The sequence below is a fragment of the Arthrobacter zhaoguopingii genome, from assembly GCF_009828595.1.
In the GTDB taxonomy this organism is placed as follows: domain Bacteria; phylum Actinomycetota; class Actinomycetes; order Actinomycetales; family Micrococcaceae; genus Arthrobacter_D; species Arthrobacter_D zhaoguopingii.
In genome coordinates this window covers 121,188-137,873 of sequence record NZ_WPNY01000009.1, presented here as the reverse complement: position 1 = coordinate 137,873, position 16,686 = coordinate 121,188, and the positions used below count along the sequence as shown (strand labels likewise).

General features: G+C 62.9%; 10 protein-coding genes and 1 riboswitch. Of the genes, 1 reads left to right on the top strand and 9 read right to left on the bottom strand.

Annotated features, from left to right (window positions below; all coding sequences use genetic code 11):
- Position 1 precedes the first annotated feature (1 nt).
- The 9 genes from pglX to GVV86_RS12910 form a co-directional block, all read right to left on the bottom strand.
- A complete protein-coding gene (gene pglX / locus GVV86_RS12950) occupies positions 2-3,601 on the bottom strand; it encodes a BREX-2 system adenine-specific DNA-methyltransferase PglX (RefSeq protein WP_159803038.1) in 3,600 nt (1,199 codons plus the stop codon).
- Positions 3,598-7,809, bottom strand: coding sequence for a BREX system serine/threonine kinase PglW (pglW, locus tag GVV86_RS12945; protein ID WP_159803037.1), 4,212 nt, complete (start codon positions 7,807-7,809; stop codon positions 3,598-3,600). The genes pglX and pglW overlap by 4 nt, the downstream gene beginning before the upstream one ends.
- Before the next feature lie 659 nt (positions 7,810-8,468).
- On the bottom strand, positions 8,469-8,900 hold the full coding sequence (locus tag GVV86_RS12940) for a hypothetical protein (RefSeq protein ID WP_159803036.1): 432 nt from the start codon (positions 8,898-8,900) through the stop codon (positions 8,469-8,471).
- Positions 8,901-9,112: 212 nt separating this feature from the next.
- Complete coding sequence (locus GVV86_RS12935) at positions 9,113-10,909, bottom strand: DUF2075 domain-containing protein (RefSeq protein ID WP_159803035.1); 1,797 nt, start codon at positions 10,907-10,909, stop codon at positions 9,113-9,115.
- Entirely contained in the window at positions 10,896-11,216 is a 321-nt protein-coding gene (locus GVV86_RS12930) for a nucleotide pyrophosphohydrolase (RefSeq protein WP_159803034.1), read from the bottom strand. Before GVV86_RS12930 ends, GVV86_RS12935 begins: the two co-directional genes overlap by 14 nt.
- 419 nt (positions 11,217-11,635) lie before the next feature.
- Positions 11,636-12,562: a MetQ/NlpA family ABC transporter substrate-binding protein gene (locus tag GVV86_RS12925; RefSeq protein ID WP_159803033.1), complete on the bottom strand. Its 927-nt coding sequence runs from the start codon at positions 12,560-12,562 to the stop codon at positions 11,636-11,638.
- Between the two features lie 70 nt (positions 12,563-12,632).
- On the bottom strand, positions 12,633-13,367 hold the full coding sequence (locus GVV86_RS12920; protein WP_246669984.1) for a methionine ABC transporter permease: 735 nt from the start codon (positions 13,365-13,367) through the stop codon (positions 12,633-12,635).
- A 94-nt stretch (positions 13,368-13,461) separates the two neighbouring features.
- Complete coding sequence (locus GVV86_RS12915) at positions 13,462-14,424, bottom strand: methionine ABC transporter ATP-binding protein (protein WP_246669983.1); 963 nt, start codon at positions 14,422-14,424, stop codon at positions 13,462-13,464.
- A gap of 18 nt (positions 14,425-14,442) precedes the next feature.
- Complete coding sequence (locus GVV86_RS12910) at positions 14,443-15,849, bottom strand: LLM class flavin-dependent oxidoreductase (protein ID WP_159803032.1); 1,407 nt, start codon at positions 15,847-15,849, stop codon at positions 14,443-14,445.
- A gap of 38 nt (positions 15,850-15,887) precedes the next feature.
- A riboswitch (SAM riboswitch) is annotated at positions 15,888-16,007 on the bottom strand.
- Between the two features lie 201 nt (positions 16,008-16,208).
- Here GVV86_RS12910 and GVV86_RS18495 point away from each other — a divergent pair.
- Positions 16,209-16,658 (top strand): excalibur calcium-binding domain-containing protein, encoded by a 450-nt coding sequence (locus GVV86_RS18495; protein ID WP_201291450.1) that lies wholly within the window; start codon positions 16,209-16,211, stop codon positions 16,656-16,658.
- Positions 16,659-16,686 lie beyond the last annotated feature (28 nt).

Genomic DNA, 16,686 nt, shown 5'->3' with positions numbered 1-16,686 from the left:
GTCAGGCACGTTTACGGCTTCGCGTTGCTGCAGGTGGTCGCCACGCGCTGGTGTTCTGGCGGGTGGTTTGCAGCTGGGTCAGGAGCTGGTCGATCTGACCGGTGACCGCCTGCGCCGCGCTGGATCCGAATTCGGGTTCGAGCTCGGTGTGCCACTGGTGCAGCCATGGTTCCAGCTCCACCAGTCCGGCTACCATCGGCAGCAGAGCTTCGTCCGATACGCCACGAGCCTGCTGGCTCATGATCTCTCGCACCAGGGCGACTGCTTGGTCCCGGTGATTCCAGCCGGCCCAGCCCAGCACGACGGTGTTGTCTCCCTCGCGGCCCACGCCTGGATACAGCACAAACCGCTCCTTGGGCACATCAAGCTTGCCGCGGACTCTCCAGTATTCAACCTTCTGGAAGTCGGACGTGGAGTACTTTGGCGGAACAGGAATCGTTACCTTCTCCCCTAGATCCTCGCGCCGCTGCAGATCCCACACCGCCTGCCATTCACGGAACTTCTCCACACCCGGGGCCTTATACCGGTACGCCGCGAGATAAGGAACAGCTTCAGCCGGGGCCAGAGCACCGATCACCGCAACCAGATCAGGTTCTGCAGTTCCAGTCAGCTGCCGGGCCAGTTCCAGCAGACGTTGGTCGAGGCGCAGCAGGTCTGCCAGCTGGGACACCGAACGGGTAGTTGGCCCCTGGTGATCTCGCCACAGAGCCTCGTCCTCAAGTCGATCCAAGATCGCCGTCCTCAGGGCTTCTCGGAGCTGCTTCTCCCACGGAACCGTCACCCACCGGCGCTTGTACTCCGGACGCTCGAGTATCCGGATCCTCCGGTCGGACTGGATCAAGTCGAGCCGCTTCTCAACGAGTGCGCGGTAGTCTTCAGGCCACTCCGCCGGCACATCAACCGTCGCCACGGATCGATGCCTCTCGAACCAGGCCGACTCCTCCTCGGCACGTTCAATGCGGCGCGCCAGCATAATTTCGAATGCCCGCTGCCCGAGGCTAATCGCCTCGATAGCTGAACCGCCATAGGTCAACGGCTCCTCCACCAGGCCATAAAGCCCGTACGTCTCCCAGTCGAGTTCCTCCTGCTCAAAGACGAGCTGCTCCCGCAGTCTCGACCATTGGGTGTGCGCTGTCGTGAGCACGTCCGCGAGCTCGCCTTCCGCGCGGTCCGCACGCCAACTGGAAACCACTGCACGCGGCGCCATCACATCAAGTGCTTGGGAGAGTCCGTCCAGGACCGCCGCGCGCACTCCCGGAAGTCTGCCAGGGAGTGGAAACTCCTGCAGCTTCGTGCCAGTGAACTCGTATCGGGGCTCCCAGTCCTCGTCGCCGATCCCCCCACCGATTCCACCGTTGCCCTTGTTGTGGCTGACCTGCTTGAGCCAGAAGCAGGCTAAGGAGCTGTTCAGCAGGCCAAGCAGCTCGAGGTGTTGTTCCTCCGTTGCATTTCCTGGAAGCTTGATCACGGGTGCTGACTGCTTGAAGACCCTTCCGCCCCGGTCGAGCACGAAGTGGTTATGCGTCGCCACGAAAGCGAATGTGATACTAAGTGGCGTCAGGTAACGCGCTCGAACCCAGCGATACCAAGTCCACCACGTTTCACCGCTTTGTTCTCGGGACTCGCCTCCGAAGCCGGTCGTCGATTCAAGGATCCGCCGATAGGACCAAAGATGCTTTCCCCAACTCGAATCAGGGTTGAACGCAACAGGTTGGAATAGTTGGTCATACGGTGACAGGGCCATCTCGTCAAACCGGACCTGCCAGTCCCTGACCACATCGCCAGCAACGAGCTCCTTGCCCAAACCTGCTGCATCACCGTGCCGTCGAAACCATGCTGCACCGAGGAAAAACGGTTCGTCATTTCCAGGAAAACTTGCGAACCCAATGTCCATAGAGAGGGCCGATTTGAGGCGCGCCTGCCCCCGGAGCTCCAAAGCCGTGAATACGTCACTCGCGCCGCCGCCGGAGAGGGACCAGGGGAAGGTCGAGAGCGTCTGGCGGGTAAGGTCGGCGACGCTGACGTACACCCCGTCGAATCCTGGGCTGTCGAGGTGATCGGTGATTTCGGACCAGACGAGGCCTTTTGACGGGTCCTCGGGTGTGCCGGGTTCGCCTCGGACTCCGAGGACGGCCCGGACCTGATCTGAGATGGGTCTGCGGCGTCGTCCGATGAGGATGACCGTCGGGGTGCCGTGGCCGGGGATGTAGGCACCGGAGGTGTCGATGACGTAGGTCAGATCCACGGGGTTGTCCAGGTGGTGCCCGGCGAAGAGGTCCTCGATGAGCTTCTTGCCGAACTCCCGTTTCATGAACGAGTTCGAGGTGATCTGACCGACGTGGCCGGAGCCCTGCCCGGTCCCGCCTCTGATCGCGAGACGGAAGAACAGCTCCATGAACGGCACCGACAGGGCATACTTGCCGGCGGCCGTTTTATAGGCCTCTCGGTATGCCTGGTTGAGGACCTTGTCCTTGACCGTGATGTAGGGCGGGTTGCCTACGACGACGTGGTACCGGCCGGGCTGGAGGATATCGGCGTGTTCACCGAGGTCCTCGCTTGCATAGGTGTACGTGTTTCCGCCGAAAAGGGTGTCGGTGACGCCCTGCTCGCCGAGCAGTGAATCACCAATGGCCAGGTGGAAGCCCCACTCCTCCACCCCCACCAAGGACTTCTCCCCCGCGGCCACAATCCCGGCGACCGTGAGGCGGAAACGGGCGATCGCCACGGCGAAGGGATTGAGGTCAACCCCATGGATGGAGTCCATCGCCCTGCGCACCCGCTGCTTGGGGTCCATGCCTGGCGCCTCACCGGCCCACTGACGGTTCAGACGCTCAAAGGCACCGAGCAGGAAGTGCCCTGATCCGCAGGTCGGATCGATCAGCCTGAGTCCGTCGACCCCGAACTCATCGATGGCCGGGGTGAGGGTGCGCTCGAGAATGAATTCCTCAACGAACACCGGCGTCTGCAGCAGCGCGTAGGTCTTCTTGGCATGCTCGGACAGATCCTGATACAGATCGCCCAGGAAACGGGTGTCCAGGCCTGGGTCGGTGAAGTCATGCACCAGCGCGCCATCGGCGTCGGTCCGGCGCCAGAAATCGAGGAGGCCCTTGGCGGCCTCAGCACTGATCTCAGCGCTCCACACAGGATTGTGCCGGGGGTCGACGAGCGCCGCCCCGGCGGGCTGAGCCGCGAGCACCCGGAAGGACCGCTGAAGCCAGTCACGGTCGTGGTGGCTGGTGTTGGTGCGGAAATACGCGGTCTGGTTCTCCCGCGCACGCAGGATACGGTCGCCTGGACCGGCGATCCAGCCAACCGGCACCGGCATTCCTCCGAGGGTGGCACCGGCCAGCAGATCATTGTCCTCACAAAACCGCACGAACGTCGTCGCAAGAATCCACGAGACGGCCGCCTGATCAACCTCATTATCCCGCCACGCAGACCACGATAGGCCCGTACGCTCGCGCCCCAGCGCTTCGGCATACTGCTGCTGCAGGGAAGCACCCCACACCGTGCCCGGGTCATCGGCACGCTGCTTGAGGTCGGCCTGCAGAACCCGGAGCTGTGACCTGAGCCCGACGAGGAGGGCGGAAGAATCAATCATGCAAAATCTCCGGACGAGGTGGAGCGGTGAAGGTTAGGTATAGCACCATCGGCGAACTGGGTCAGGTCACGTGGAAGCTCGATCCAGCCACTCGGACCCAGCGGTACGGACCGGCCTTCCAGCAGTGGAGCACGGGCGTCGCCAGGCTTGGCCACCAGGAGCCATCGTGCAGCGGGGCGTTTGGTGCCGGTGTCGAGAAGGGTTGCAAGCAGAGAAGTCATGCCGTAACGCACAAGAGGTCCAGCATTGGTCAGCAGAAGCGGCCTTTCTGCGCCGAGTCGATCGCTCCAGATCGGTTCGACGGCTCCCTGAACAACGTTCAGCAGTGATTTCCACTCCTTGCTGTCACGGTCCAGCGCATCATAGCCAAGCAAACCCCTCCAAATGCCGCCAGCCTTCTCAATCCTCGCTTTGGATGTGCTAATTACGAGATCTGCGATGTCAAGGATCTCGACGTCAAATTCTGAGGCCAACGCGCGTGTAGCCGAGACGTACCGCTTGGGTGCGACGGTGAGCGTAAACGCCCCGTGCCTATTGATTGACTCAGTAAGTTTGCGCTTGACCTCGGCCGCCGGAGTGGGAGCGAACTGGGTAGTTGACACCGTGCCCGTGCTGGATAGGGCAGTGCTCTTGGGTGAGTAAACGCCGTCCCGGTTGACCAGCTCGGGGTACAGCTCCCGCATCAGAGTATCGAGCTTGTCGGAACGTGGCAGCTGTGCGGTCAGGTGCGGGAACCGCGCGCTAAGAGAGCGCCGCACCGCCAGCTGGCTGATGGAGCGTCCCGGCTTGCCGCGCATCGCGTGCTCCAGTGCCTCCTTGATCGGCAGCGAGCTCGGGTACAGTTCCTTAAACCCCGAAACGGCAGCGTTCTGGCTCGCGGCGGCAGCCAAGCGCAGCAGGCGGGTGTCGCTCACCTGCCACTGGCCGGTACCCCCGAGTTCGTCGACGAGAGCGCGTAGTTCGTTGATCGCTGTACTGGCGGCTATGACGCCGCCTGCGATGAGATCATCTGCTTTGCTTCCTAGTTCACCGGCCAAGTCCAGCAGCAGGTCCGCGGGAGGAAGAATCACGTCTTCCGAATCTCCTGTGTGCTCGCTCAGCGCCAGTAGATTGGCCTTGGCTGCACGGCGTCGCAGCACGAAGACAGGATGGATATTGCGTGCGTCGAACTCGACGATCGCCCGAATGAGGGCCGTGCCATACGCCGAACGCTCAGCGCCGTCGAGCGTGGAACCGCGGAGGGTCAGGAGAGCACCGGCCGCCTCCGGCACTGTCATGACGCGCCCCGCGTCCCCGATGATCTTGGTAAGCTCCTCGAGCGCGCTGAGGAACGCCTGGTCCCTCGACCATTTGCCGACTGCGTCCTCGAGCATGCTGGTGACGCGATCACGTGTGGTCTGAAAGGTGGCTGCTATATCGGCCGCCGTGGGCCACGACGCGTCCCCGGCCAAGCCTAGGAGTCCATGCGCAATGGGCTGGTTCCCTGCGGGAAGCATCTCGAGGAGGTTGTCCACCACACGGTTCACACCGAGGGTCACCTCGGCGCCTTGAGATGGCTCTGCCGGGCGCAGGGCTGAACGCCACTGCGAGATTCGGGCCTGAATCTCCTTGCGGTAGGTCTCTCCCAGGCCGCGGATGCCGTTGATCTTGACCGGATGAACGCCGAGAATGTCACCGACCGTCACGATCCCGTCGAGTCGCCGCAGCGCGGACAATGCGTGCGCTGACAGACCGGACTGTTCAAGCGGCGTCTCGAGCGTCACCTTGGAAGCGAGCTCGTCGTCCTTCTGCCTGGCATCGATATCCAGGGCAAGGCTACCGAATACATCCGACCAGGCGTGCAGCAGGTCCTCGACGTTCCCGAACCGCTCTTTCGCATCCGGTGACAACGCCTTTTTGAAGAACTCGGTGAGAGGAGCGCTCACTGCGGGATCGAACGAGGTCGGCTCGATTACCGGCTGATCAGAGGCGCTGGCGGGTTTGCTCGCACCATTAGGCCACCAGGGCAGCACACCAGTGGCCATCTCAAATAGAGTCGCCGAGACCGACCACAATTCGGCCGCGCGGTCATAGCGGGTGCGCCGTCCCTTCCCCAAAAAAGGGTCAAGGTAGCCGGGTGTGCCAGAAGCGGTGTTGTCCAGTGGTTCCCGGGCCAACGAGAAGTCGAACAGAGTCAGGTGAGGCTTACGAGAGCCAGGATCCGGCGCGATCCCCAAGTTCGCGGGCTTGATATCTCGGTGGAAGACACCCTCTGCGTCGACGAGATAGGCCATCGACTCCAAAAGGTCGGTGCCCCAGCGCTGCAGCTGCTCCAGGGTTGACTGGCCTTCCTTGACCAAACGCGTGGCGAGGGTCTCCCTGCCTGCATCCGACATGAGCAGGACGCCGCGCCCGCCCAGCTCAAGCCTTTCGATAAGCCGGACAATACGCGGGTGCTCGAGCCCAGCAAGTACATCTGCCTCGACGTCGATCCTGCGTCCGGCTGCATCGTCACGGGCGACCTTGAGAATGTATTCCCTGTCATCTCTCGCGGAGTCATCGAGCACCGCAAACGCGACACCGGATGAGCCCTCGCCTCGACGACCCGCCACGAGGAAGCGGTCGCCGATCATGTCACCGGTTTGGGCATCGAGCGGATCACTGATGGCCTCTGGTGCCGTCGGAATGCCAGGTCGACGGACTTCATCCCAAGCGCTGCGGACCAATTCCAGCGCATCCTCCATTGAAGCGGGACGCGCCGCCTCCTCAACTGAGGTCAGTTCCGCCACGACATCGGCGAGGGCATCCGGCAGCGCGGCAGTAACTGCTCGTGGGTCGAACCGCCCTGCCCGCTGCTGGACTTCTTGAACCTCGGCAATGGTCGTCGCGGGTGTTTTCCCGGTGAGAATCAAGAAAGCCAGGGATCCGAACCCGAAAACGTCCAAGGGAGCACCGGGCACATCACTGACTGTTTGTCGCGCCTCGGGGGCGAGCCACACAAGATCTACCGCGCCCGTGAGGCCCATCAGGTCCGTTACGCCGCGACTGATGACGGTCCAGCTTGTGGAATTGGCCGTCTCGCGGTCCTTCTGCGCGGAGTACCAGTCGCGCACTTCAAGGCGTGGACCCGCCGGGGACGGCCGCACCCACACTCGGTGGGGGGACAAAGCGCGGTGGAAAAGATGGCGGTTGTGCGCGAACCGGAGGATGTCCCCCAGCTGCTCGACCATGGCAACGCGCTGGTCAAGCGTAAGCTCAGATCCTTCGTCGGCGAGAAAAGCGTCAAGCGGCCGCTCGTCTTCTTTGTACTCGAAGACAAGAGCGGGCCCGTCGTCCGTGACCAGGAACTGCTGGGGCACCGCAATGCCCTCATGACGGATGCCGAAAGTGAGCTGGAATTCGCGCTGAGCGAGCTGCTCAATCCGCTTGCGCTCTGACGCTGCAGCCTTGGGCGGAACATCGTACAAACGCAGTCGCTGTTTGATCTTGGCAAGGTTCGGGTGGGTGACGACGACGTCCTGCCAGTCGACCCCTTCCGCGACCGGATCGGAATCAACGACCGCATAGTCGCCAACCATCCGCGTCTTGGGGGTTGGGCGGAAGTCCGCCTTTTCACACAGGCGCCGTACGATCTGGGCACGCTGCGGGTCGATGTGATCCCTCGGGTCCGCCGGCGGCGTCGTAAGGAACTCGCTCAGGCGCTGAAGCGGCGGCTTGGAACTGACGTTGTACTTATCCAGCTTGACGACTCCCGCACGGCCCGAGGCATCCACCGCGAAGGTCGATCCTTGGCCGTGCAGCACGACTAGGGCATTTACCCATGGGATTGCCTGCTCCTCGTGCCGACCTGACGCGTAGGACTTGAGCAGGGAGGCGAGGCGTTTTCCCTTCCGGTCAGTAACGAGGAACGGGTTTGGGTGAGTTTTGCCCGGTTGGTACCAGCGCTGAGAATCGCCGGTAATGGTTCCGTGCCAGCCCTTGAGCTCCACGCAGAACAGCCCCACGGGTGTAAGGAGCAGGACGTCGACTTCGGCCGTTCGATTGTTGGTGTCGATGAAGGTCAGGTTGACCCAGGCAGTAGTGCGTCCGTCGTCGGGCAACACCTCGCGGAAGGCCTCGAGTGCGGCGGCCTCTTCCGGCGTCGCAGGCGGGCCCATTACCCTCCAGTGGGGTGAATCTGCCTTCATAGATTTTTTGGGCTCCAGGTTCGAGGCTTTGTTGGTGCTCAAGCAAGAATGCTTCATAAGCAGCATAGTTCGGGGGACGATGTGCGCCGTTCACGACACACATTGGTGCTCACGCGTCGCCCCAACCCGAGCAGGGTCAATCGAGTTGTTGAATGACCCCGTTGCTGACGGCTGGCGACGATCCACCTGCAGATCCCCCCGACCATAGCCACACCATTCACTGACAGTACTCAAGGCCACCGGGCGCGATCTAGGTACCAATGACCGCGGCACCGCGGCGTAACTGTCCGTTGGACCGGATGAGCCCGCCACTATCGAGCGGATTTCGAGGCTTGATCGTTGCAGCACATGACGTCCGGGACTCGGGGTATTCAGCTCGAGTTGCTGGCACCCGCTAGGTTAGATGGAATGAAAGAAGGCTATGCCCGCGCATGTGCTGTATGCGGAAAACTTGGAACTGCTTCATGGACTGTGAGTGTGTCAGGATCGATCACCACCAGCGATCTTTGCGTAGAACACGCCCGTCCTCTTCGCGAAATCCTCGACCTTGGACTCAGCCGGGCCCCGCACAAACAGGTCTTCACGCCGGAACCTCCCCGGCGAATGTCGCGAAAGCCTGGGTTCCGCGTACTCGACTGGACTCCTCCGCAATCTTCGGCAACCTCCTAGCAAGGTTCGTTTTTCGGGGTGAACGTCGAGATTCAGTCCGACGGTAGCCGAACAATCCATGTGTCCTCGGGTGCCCGCGGAACGTAGTAGAACCCTCCCTTGCTGGAGGCGTCGTTCGGCGGAGCGTCGGGGTGATAATTCACAATGACATCATTGTCGGCGAGTCCCCGTAGCCAATTGTCGAGTAGACGTTCTTCCTCCGCCGTCGTATCCAGTCCGTTTTTCTGTTTCGAGATTGTGCGGAATCGCTCCATAACTGCCGTCGTTTTGTGCTGGTTTTGGATCTTCCAAGGCAACATGTCGCTGACTGTGGGGCGGGCGTCGATCAGGTTGGCTCGTTCCATCGCACGCCAGACCGACGATTCCGTTACCTGGTAAGTATCACCAATCTCCTTGAGCGTCTTCCCCTGAAGGCGAAGCTGACGAAGGATATGGGCGGACGGGAGCTTTCTAACTGCTGGCACTGTCTATGAATATCATTCGACGGCGGAGTGGACGAAGTCGACCGGTGCCGCCGGGGATCCGCGCACCAAATCGCTCCCGTGATGATGATCATCACGGTTCGTCATCTTTCCTACCGGAGGGGCCGACCACCGCCGGCACCGCCTCGAACATTCAGGTGGGCAGATCAATGAATCTCCGCGTTCCAAACAAACTAACGAGGCCGAACCATCGCTCACTGCAATCCGACTTGGTTCGGTGGGCTATTCGGAATGAAGGCGCGCAAGTACGCCCGTAGGCCAGGGTCGGACACATACACGTAGGTTCCTCTGATGCCTCGCGTCAGCAGCACGGCATAAATGTTCTGGATGAACCGCAAGAGATCGTCGTCTGTGTAGATCTTGCCCAAAACCGGATTGTTCTCCTTGCCCTTCTTGTCGAAGTACGAGCCCCGGTCGACGACAATCCTCTTTCCAGCGACGTCGTAGCGGAGATCGGGTCCGATGATCACGCCCGCGTAGTTGAGGTCGTACCCCTGCACGGTGTGTATCGACCCGACTTCCTCCCGCGACTTTGAGGAGGCGATCCAGTCCGTCTGGATGCTGTTCCAGCGGAACTGGTTCCCCTCGATCTCAATGTCGTAGGCGGTCTTATCGACCTTCGTCTTCCACGGCCACGCATACCCGGCCACCAACCTCGATAAGCCGGCTTCCGCATCTCGCCGCAGTATCTCGGCACGCATGTCGGCAATGCTCTCGAACAAGCGGAAGTCGTATCCCTCGAAGCTTTCCGCTGACATCGGCCCCGTTGGCCCATCTGTGGCCCCAAGAATGCGCCTGACATATCCCACATAGTCGGATCCCGCTCGCACCCGCATCTGCGACACAAGCGGATAGTGTCTACTTGCGCCCTTGGCTTCCACAACCAGTTCGTGCAGGAGCTCGGGAGATAGGTCCGCCGGCCGAACGCTTTGCGCCGCGTCTAGGAGAAATATTTGGTTCTTGCTCTTCGCGTGAATCCAGTCGAGTTGTGTCTTCGTCTTATCGTCATGGCCGAAGAGCTTCTCGTTGATCTCACGGAACTTCTTGTTCTGCACTCCGGAAGGTTGATTGGCGCGCTGATTGAGACGATGTGACTCGTCGACGATCAGTAGATCGAAGGGCTCATCAGCGACGCCGACATCGAAGGCGGTCATCACCATCTCTGGACGCAGTCCTGGCGTCTTTCGAAAAACCTTCCTGATCGACTCGCGCAGGGACTGTTGGGGCACCACGAGTCCGATGCGTAGTCCAGCGAGAAGAGCGGCATAGTCCTCGACGAAGAACTCGGAAAACATCGAGTCACTGTCGAGATCTACTGCGGGCGCCGCGCTGGCGATATCAACGATCAACTTGAGCATGTAGATCGCGACAACCGTCTTACCTGTGCCCGGGTCACCTTGGATGACGATTGCGCTGCGAGAGCCTGCTTGTAGGTCCTCGAACATTCCTTCGAGTATTCCCTCGACGGCGACGGCTTGATCCCGGGTCAACTCTTTGAAGGGCGATAGCTTGAAGAGGTCGCTGTTCTCTATCTCAGGAATGCTCCGGCTGAAAACGCCATCATCCCTGAGACGCTCGAAGACTTCGTGGAAGGTCTTCCTATACAGATGTCGATTGTAGTAGGCGGCCTCGACGATGCCGTCGTTCCGGTTCAGCACCCGGTATGCACCGTCTCCTGCAAGCATTCGAATGAGATAGGACTCGAGGTCGAGGCATACGGACTTGTTGAAGGTGGCGTCGACAACGACGCGCACCGTACTGAGATGTTGCTTTTCCGGGGAGGCGAAATGCTGATGCATTCGCGCCGCCGCGTTGCGTGACTCCCCCACGTAGACATCGCTCAAACCTGCTCTATGGGCGCCGTGCATAGCACCCATGGCGTTGTCCAATACGTAGACGATCGGCCAATTCGTGTTGCGGTGGTTCAGCGGCGCCCAGTCGGCGACGGCGGCGGGAGTGAAGTCAAGCCGCTGAATCTCAAAGGGCGTCATACTTGGCGCTTCGCCCGCGTGCTTTCTCAATGGGGTACTTCTCCCGCGTCTTTGCGAGCTTGTCGAGCACTATCCGGTTAGGATCGACACCTATTCGATCGGCCAGCAGAAGGCAGTACGTGAGCACATCAGCCAATTCTTCACGGACCCGCGCGTCGTCGGCATCCGCATTCCACTGGAAGCACTCGAGTAGTTCGCTGGCCTCAATGACGATGCTCTTTGCGAGATTCTCCGGCGTATGGAACTGGGCCCAGTCGCGCTCGGCGACGAAGGCTGCAATCTCATCGCGTACAGAGGGATCAACCATTCCGCCAACCTAACAGGTTGACGGGCGAGCACTACAAATCTGGCTTAGCTCGGACATCCCCGGTCCGCGTGTGCGCGGCGTTCTATTCAACGGCTTTCGTTAGCCTGTGCCGTTGCCCTGGGTTGCCGACGTCTTCTCGGGTAGGTGAAATACGACTTGCCACCAGCGTTGCTAACAACTAGGAAGCATGTGCGCTCAACGTGCACTGATTGACTTTTCTAAAGTTCCGACGGCTGGTGATCGGTCGCATCAGGATTATCGCGGCATTCGGGCCAGGCTTCCCTTCGCCTTCAGTTTTTGACAGCACTGGTCCTGAGGAAACTTAGCCCTGCCGCTGATGTACCCGACGCTTCGCTCGCCGGAGTGCCGACTCCAGTTCTAAACCACCCAGTGTCGGGTCCGGCGAGCGGAGCCTGCACTTACTCCCCTTCGATCGGCAGCAGCAGTCCCTTCACCTCCGGATCGGTCGCCAGGAACGCCTGCACGGCCGGGTCCTGGAACGCCTGCGTGAGTTTCCGGATGTTCTTGGTCTCCAGATACTCCGTTCCCACGGTCAGCTGCGACGCGAACTCGTCCGGCGCCGGTGGCGCGAAGATTTGCTGCTCCAGCGGAATCTTCGCCGCCGTGTAGTACTCCGTGTACCCCACGGCGGCATCGAGGTCCGGCAGCGCCCGGGACTGCGCCGCGAAGTCCAGCAGCCGGAACTGAAGGTTCTTCGGGTTCTCGGCGATGTCCTTCTGCGTCGCCTCCCACTTGTTCACGCCCTCCTTCAGGGTGATCAACCCGGCCCGCTCCAGCAGCCACAGCCCCTGGGCCTCGTTCGCCGGATCCGAATACAACGACACCGTCCCGCCGTCGGGGATCTCCTCCACCGTCTTGTACTTATCCGACCAGATGCCGAACCCCCACCGGAAGACCGGGGCCACCGCCGTCTCCCGGAAATCCGGATTCGCCTCGAGGACCTGCCCCAGCCACAGCTTGTGTTGGTAGATCGTGGCCGCGACCTCGCCCTCGCTCACCGCCCGGTTGATGGTGTTGCTGTCGCTGAGGCCCTTGAACTCAATGTCGATCCCGTACTTCGGGGCGACCTCCTCAACGATGAATTCGACCAGGGCCTGTTCGGCATGGTTGCCTTCGGCGGTGGCCACCAGCAGGGTGGCGCCCTCGCTCTCGGCGGCGGACCGCTCAGGGTTCAACAGCGGCACCGCGATGAAGGCGCCGGCCGCGACGACGACGGCGGCACCCCCGGCGATCCACGGCGCCTTACGCCGCTTCCGCAGGGTGAACCCGTGCTCCGAGGAACCGGCGGGGGTGGTGGACGGGGAAGGAGATGGATTTTCAGACATGGCGAAGCCTTTCGGGGGCGCGCTGAAGCACAGCGCGGTAATGAAAGAGAGGAAAGAAGAGAGGAGCGGGTCAGGACCGCTGCAGCCGCTTCTGCGGCGTCACCCAGCGGACCAGCCGATCGCCGGCGACCTGCACGAAGGCGACCGTCGCCACAAGGATCAGGATGGTCGCGAGCATCACAGTGTTGTCGAACCGCTGGTAACCGTAGGTCACCGCGACGTAGCCGATGCCGCCAGCCCCGATCGTCCCGGCGATCGCCGAGTACTCGATCATGGCGATGACCTGGATGGTCAGCCCGCCGAGCACGGCCGGCACCGCCTCCCCGAACTGCGCCGACCTCATGATCTGCAGGTTCGACCCGCCCGACGCGCGGGCCACCCTCACGATCGACGGCGGCACCGACCGCAGCGCGTTCTCAACGATCCGGGTGAAGAAGGCGATCCCGGCCAGGGACATCGGCACCACGGCGGCGGCAATGCCGATGTTCGTCCCGGTGATGAAGCGGGTGAACGGCACGATCGACGCCATCAGGATCAGGAACGGCAGTGACCGCCCCACACTGATGATCCACCCCAGCGCCGCATGCAGCGCCGGCCGCTCGAAGAGCCCGCCCGGCGCGGCATTGTGGAGCAGGACGCCCAGCGGTGTCCCGACCGCCAGGACGACCGCCATCACGATGCCGACCATGAGCACCGTCTCGCCGTAGGCGGGCAGCAGCAGTGCGGGAAGCTCGGCGACCGGCACATCGGCCCGCGGGACATAGATCGAAGGAACACGAACTGAGAAAGCAAGGACGGCGCTCACGCTGCGCCCTCCAGCGCCGGAACCGCCGCGGACAGGACCGGTGAGACCGGCGCTCCCCCGGCGCCGGCCTCCCGGCGGGCATCGGGTGTTCCGCTCAACCCGTACCGGGCCAGGACCGCCCGGACGGCGTCGTCGTCGGACGCCAAGGCGATCCCCAGGGTTGCACTGCCGGTATTGATGCCGTGCACCGTTTCGACCGACGCGCCGAGAAGGTGTACCGGCACGGCAAGGTCGGCGGAGACCCGCTGGATCCAGTCCCCCGGCACATCGGCCGAGTCGTAGGTGACGTACCAGGTGGCGGCGCCGTCGTCGGCCGCTGCATAACCGCGTCGTGGCTGCAGCGCCGGCCCAGCGGGGAGCCGTGGTCGGTCAGCAGGTCGACCAGCGCACCGGTCTCAACAATCCGCCCGCGCTCCAGCCGGGCCACCGAATCGGCGATCTGCCGCACCGTGTCCATCTCGTGGGTGATGAAGACGACCGTGAGATCGAGGTCGGTCCGCAGCTGCTTCAGCAGTTCCACCACGGAGCTCGTGGTGTCCGGGTCCAGGCCCGACGTCGCCTCATCCGCTAACAGGATGGCGGGACGCAGGGCCAGCGCCCGGGCAATGCCGACGCGCTGCGCCTGACCGCCGGAGAGCTGGAACGGATACGAGTGGGCCTTGGGTCCCAGGCCGACCCGGTCGATCAGCTCCCCGACCCGCGCCCGGATCTCCCCCGGCGTCACGCCAAGGTATTCAAGCGGCAGGGCGATGTTTTCCGACGCCGTGCGCCGGCTCAACAGGCTCGCCGACTGGAACACCGTGCCGATCCGCCGCCTCGCCGCCCGCAGCCGCTTCTCCGGAAGGCTCGAAAGGTCCTCGCCGTTCACGACCACCGATCCTGAGGTGGGCCGCTCCAGCAGGTTGATGCACTGGGCCAGCGTGCTCTTGCCGGCGCCACTTGGGCCGGTGACGGCGAAGATCTCGCCGGCGCCGACCTCGAAGTTGAGCCGGTCGAGCACGGTGACCGAATCCGCACCGCGCCCGTAGGTTTTCGTCAGTTCAAGAAGGGAGATCATGGGTTCGTCCTTGGGAACTCAGCGGGCGGCGGGCTGGAGGCGGTAGCTGCTGCCGTGGTGCTCGGTGGGCAGCCGGTCACCGCGGCCGAAGAGCTTGTGGCGCAGCGTGCCCTCGACGTACTCGGTGGGGTACGCGCCGCGCTTCTGCAGCTCGGGCACCACGTACTTCACCACGTCCTCGAACGAGCCCGGGGTGATGGCGTAGGCGAGGTTGAAGCCGTCGACGTCGGTCTCCTCGACCCACGCCTGGAGCTCCTCGGCGACCTGAGCGCCGGAACCGACGACGCGCGGGCCGAGCCCGCCAATACCGGCCCACTCGGCGATGTCCCGCACCGTCCATGGCTTGCCGTCGTCCTCCACCTTGGAGAAGTTGGCCACGGCCGACTGGATGGCGTTCGACTTCACATTGCCCAGGGGCTCATCCGGGTCGTACACCGACAGGTCGATGCCGAGCCAGCCCGAGAGCAGCACGAGCGCCCCCTCGTAGCTGACGTACTTCTTGTACTCCTCGTGCTTGGCGTGCGCCTTCTCCTCGGTCTCGTCCGTGATGACGGTGAGCATCGTGTAGATGCGCACGGAGTAGCGGTCGCGCCCGGCCGCCTCGACGGCGTCGCGGATCTTGGTGACGGTCTCCTTGAGGATCGCTTTGGTCGGCGATCCGACGAAGACGGCCTCCGCATTGCCCGCGGCGAAGGCGATGCCCCGCGGGGAGGCGCCGGCCTGGTAGATCACCGGGGTGCGCTGCGGGGACGGTTCGCTGAGGTGGATTCCCGGCGTCGTGAAGTACTTGCCCTCGTGGCCGATCCCGCGCACCTTCGCGGGGTCGGTGAAGACCCCGCTTTCGGGATCGCGCACGACGGCGTCGTCCTCCCAGGAGCCTTCGAGCAGCTTGTAGAGCACCTCGAGGTACTCGTCGGCGTGGTTGTAGCGCTCATCGTGCTCGAGCTGGTCGGTCTGCCCGAGGTTCCGCGCCGCCGAGGGAAGGTACCCGGTGACGACGTTCCAGCCGAACCGCCCGTTGGTGAGGTGATCGAGCGTGGAGAGGCGGCGGGCGAAGGGGTACGGGTGCTCGTAGGCGGTGCCGGCGGTGACGCCGAAGCCGAGGTGCTCGGTCACCAGCGCCATGGCGGAGACCAGCAGGAACGGGTCGTTGACCGGGGTCTGGGTGCCCTGGCGCAGCGTTGCTTCATTGGAGCCGCCGTAGACGTCGTACGTGCCGAGGACGTCGGCGATGAAGATGCCGTCGAACAGGCCCTTCTCGAGCGTCTTCGCGAGGTCCGCCCAGTAGCGGAGGTCCTTGTACCGCCAGGACTGGTCCTCCGGGTGGCGCCACAGCCCCGGGGACTGGTGGCCGACGCAGTTCATGTCGAAGGCGTTGAAACGGATCCGGCGGGGTGAGCCGGAGGCGTGCGGGGATAAGGACATGGCAAAAGAACCCTCGTTCAGGGCACAACCGGGAGGAAGTGCCGTACTTGCCCTCCGGTCATCTGCGCCGGCCGGGCCGAATCCTCACCTGGGGCACCCCGCTACAGCGAGAGGGTTGCCGTCCAACAAACCAGGGTTTTGCGTTGGAACTCTTGATTCTGGGTTCGACCCTACGGGCGTTCGGGCAGGGAAGTCGAGAACGGTTCGTCACAGAAGGTCACGGAGGCTCAGCAGGCCGAATCACTAGTTCATCGAGACATATCGGGACGGTGGAAATACTTCCCCGGGAATGCGCAGGGTGCTTAGAATCCCTTGTGTCCCGTCACAGGGAAAACTCTGGTCACTACAAAGTTATGGGGATGAAATTGAAAAAGAGCTCAGCAATTCTTGCCGTCGCCGCTGCGGCCGGCTTTACCGCACTTTCCGCATCACCGGCCTCGGCTGCCGTGACACTGCCCTTCGCGAACTGCGATGCTGCGGCTGCCGTGGGTGTCTACAACATTCCGGCCGGCACTCCGGGCTACCAGCCGAAACTGGACGCCGACAACGACGGCTTCGGCTGCGATGCTGCCGGCACCCCGGCCTACGACGCGGCCATCGTTGAGCGCATCATCATGGAGAACAACCAGCCGGCTCCAGTGACCCAGCCTCAGGTTCCGACAATGCCCGTCGGCGGCGTGGGCACCGGCGTCGCGCAGGAACCCGCAAACGACAGCACGGGCACGCTCGTCCTCGGTGGCGGCCTCGTCCTTGCGGTGGCAGCCGGTGGCACCTACCTGGTCCGCCGCCGAAGCACCGACAGCGTCTGACCGCCCACTGTCGAACTGAATCGGATAT

Coding starts and splice junctions, on each gene's coding strand:
- pglX (WP_159803038.1), bottom strand. CDS start 3,601: ATGATTGATTCTTCCGCCCTCCTCGTCGGGCTCAGGTCACAGCTCCGG.
- GVV86_RS12935 (WP_159803035.1), bottom strand. CDS start 10,909: ATGACGCCCTTTGAGATTCAGCGGCTTGACTTCACTCCCGCCGCCGTC.
- GVV86_RS12930 (WP_159803034.1), bottom strand. CDS start 11,216: ATGGTTGATCCCTCTGTACGCGATGAGATTGCAGCCTTCGTCGCCGAG.
- GVV86_RS12925 (WP_159803033.1), bottom strand. CDS start 12,562: ATGTCTGAAAATCCATCTCCTTCCCCGTCCACCACCCCCGCCGGTTCC.
- GVV86_RS12915 (WP_246669983.1), bottom strand. CDS start 14,424: ATGATCTCCCTTCTTGAACTGACGAAAACCTACGGGCGCGGTGCGGAT.
- GVV86_RS12910 (WP_159803032.1), bottom strand. CDS start 15,849: ATGTCCTTATCCCCGCACGCCTCCGGCTCACCCCGCCGGATCCGTTTC.
- GVV86_RS18495 (WP_201291450.1), top strand. CDS start 16,209: ATGAAATTGAAAAAGAGCTCAGCAATTCTTGCCGTCGCCGCTGCGGCC.